Origin of the sequence: Actinomadura sp. 6K520 (assembly GCF_004349245.1) — a bacterium.
Lineage (GTDB): Bacteria > Actinomycetota > Actinomycetes > Streptosporangiales > Streptosporangiaceae > Spirillospora.
In genome coordinates, this window is the sequence record NZ_SMLC01000346.1 from 1 (window position 1) to 2,829 (window position 2,829).

The 2,829-nt window shown below is 75.9% G+C and carries 2 protein-coding genes; one reads left to right on the forward strand and one right to left on the reverse strand.

What is annotated here, in order from left to right; translation table 11 throughout:
* The first annotated feature begins 28 nt into the window (after positions 1-28).
* Positions 29-1,441 carry an aspartate aminotransferase family protein gene (locus tag E1289_RS37100; protein WP_131988797.1) on the forward strand — a complete coding sequence of 471 codons (1,413 nt, stop codon included), beginning with the start codon at positions 29-31 and terminating at the stop codon, positions 1,439-1,441.
* Between the two features lie 40 nt (positions 1,442-1,481).
* On the opposite strand, the gene E1289_RS37105 is transcribed toward E1289_RS37100, so the two are convergent.
* The coding region (locus E1289_RS37105; RefSeq protein WP_347813622.1) for a hypothetical protein at positions 1,482-2,829 on the reverse strand (1,348 nt) is incomplete at its 5' end.

Below are 2,829 nucleotides of genomic sequence, written 5' to 3' on the forward strand. Positions count from 1 at the left end.
CCCCGCCCCGCCGGCCCGGCCCGCCGCGCTGCCCGAGACCGGCCGCCCGGCCGGCGAGCTGCTCGCCGAACTCGCGCGGTTGCGCGAGGCGGACCTGCCCGTGCGCGGCGGCCAGGTCACCGCCTACGTCTACGACACCGGACGCGAGGCCGTGCACGACCTCGCCGCGACCGCCTACCTGGAGATGCTGGAGGTCAACTGCCTCGACCCGACCGCGTTCCCCAGCATCGTCGCCCTGGAACGGCAGGTGGTCGCCGCCGTCGCCGGCCGGCTCGGCGGCGGCTCCGGCGTGTTCACCAGCGGCGGCACCGAGTCGATCATGCTGGCGGTCAAGTCGGCGCGCGACGCCCGCCCGGTCAGCGGGAAGCCGCAGATCGTGCTGCCCGCGACCGGGCATCCCGCGTTCCACAAGGCCGCGCACTACCTGGGCATGGAGGTCGTGCACGTCCCGGTCGACGCGTCGTTCCGCGCCGACCCCGCCGCGACCGCCGCCGCCATCACGCCCCGGACCGTCCTGGTCGTCGCCTCCGCCCCCTCGTACCCGCACGGCGTCATGGACCCGGTCCCCGAGATCGCGTCGGTCGCCGCGTCCGCGGGCGTCCCGTGCCATGTGGACGCCTGCGTCGGCGGCTGGGTGCTGCCGTGGCTGCGGGACACCGGCCGCGACGTCCCGCCCTTCGACCTTTCCGTGCCCGGCGTGACGTCCCTGTCCTGTGACCTGCACAAGTACGGTTACGCGCCGAAGGGCGCCTCCGTCGTCCTCTACGCGGACGAGTCGCTCCGCCGGCACGCCTACTTCGCCGCCGCGGAATGGCCCGGCTACACCGTCATCAACGCGACCGTCCAGAGCAGCAAGAGCGCCGGGCCCCTCGGCGCGGCGTGGGCCACCCTCAACGCGGTCGGCGCGCAGGGCTACCGCGAGCTGGCCGGGAACGCGATGCGGTCGGCGGAACGCCTCATCGCCGGGGTCGCCGAGATCCCCGGCCTGCGGGTGCTCGGCGAGCCCGTCGCGCCGCTCGTGGCCGTCGCGTCGGCCGAGCCCGGCCTGGACGTGTTCGTCATCGCCGACGAGGCCCGGTCGCGCGGCTGGTTCTTCCAGCCGCAGCTGTCGTACGCGGGCATCCCGCCGAACCTGCACTTCACGCTGACCGGCGTCAGCGACATCGAGCCGCTGCTGTCGGCCCTCGCCGACTCGACGAAGGCCGCCCGCGCCGCCGGGCCGCCCGACGTGCCGGCCGACCTGGTGGAGGCCCTCGCCGGCCTCGACCTCGACGGTCTCGACGACGCCGGGTTCGCCGGGCTGCTCGCGTCGGTCGGGGTGGACCTCGACGGCGGCGGCGGCCCACCCGAGATGGCCGTCGTCAACGCCATCCTCGACGCGCTGCCGCCCGCCACCCGCGAGGCCCTGCTGGTCCGCTTCCTGTCCGCGCTCTATGCCTGACGGGCGCCGCCTGACGGGCGCCGCCTGACCGGCGGCGGGCTCAGCCGAGGCGGACGAGGCGCTCGAAGACGGACGGCTCCTCCAGCGTCCGGACCAGCTCCAGCGGCACCTTCGCCGCACCGGCCGTCAGTGCGGTGACCCGGCCGCCGGCGTCCGCCGCGCGCGGCGGGTCGCCGTCGACGCCGACCCGCACGGTCAGGCCGGGCCAGCCGACGACGGTCACGGGCGCCGCGGCGCGCAGCGGCGTCCGGTCGCCCAGCCCGTCCTCGATCCGCGCCACCCGCGCGCCCTGCGGGGCGATGGTCTTGGCCACCAGCGCCTCCTGGGCCGCGACCACGAGCTGCTGCGCCGCGTTGACGGCCCCGGCCGCCGACGAGGCGTCCTGCCCGAGCACGGCCCCCACGATCAGTGTCTGCACGCCTTGGACTTCCTTGCGTGCCGCGAACACGAAGTTCCCGCCCGCCTTGTCGGTGTAGCCGGTCTTACCGCCGACGACGCCGTACTGGCCCAGCAGGAAGTTCCCGCCCTGCCGCGGCTCGCCGCCGTCCCCGGGCACGTACGACGGCCTGCTCACGATCTCGGTGAACGCCGGGATCCGCATGGCCGCCCGCAGCAGCTTCACCTGGTCGGCGGCGGTGCTCACCGTCCCGGAGTCGTAGCCGCTCGGGTCGGTGTAGCGCGTGCCGGTCATCCCCAGCGACCGCGCGGTCTCGTTCATCTTCGCCACGAACGCCGGGGTGCTCCCGGCGTCCCAGCGCGCCAGCTCGTGGGCGACGTCGTTCGCCGAGATGACCATCAGGGCCTCCAGCGCCTGGCGCTGCGTCAGCCGCTGGTTCGCGGTCACGCCGAGGATCGACTCCCCGCGCCGCTCGCGATTCGGGATCTCCGCCGCCGCCTGCGGCGACACGGTCATGACCGGGCCCGGCTCACCCGGCTTCAGCGGATGGTCCCGCAGGTACACGTATGCCGTCATCACCTTGGCGACGCTCGCCGTGGGGGTCGGCCCCGACCCGCCCGACGTGCCCATCGCCCCGAGGCCCTCCACGTGGACGGCGGACTGCCCCGACGCGGGCCACGGGAGTGCGGGCGCCTGCCCCTCGAACACGACGCTGGAGTCGACGGTCAGGCCGACGGTCGGCTCCGGGACCGGCCGCACGAGCTGCCCGGCGACGAGCCCGGCGGCCAGCACGAGCGCCGCCGCAAGGACGACGAGCCAGGGCCGTCCCCGCTCGGCCTCCGCCTTCTCCGCCGGTGGAGGCGGCTCGGGGGCGGCGACGGCCGCGGGGGGCGTGCCGTCCCACTGGACGGTCCACGGGCCGGACGAGCGGACGGCCGGCTGCGTCTGCCGCGGCGGGGAGGACAGGTCCGGCCCGTGGACCGTCCAGTGG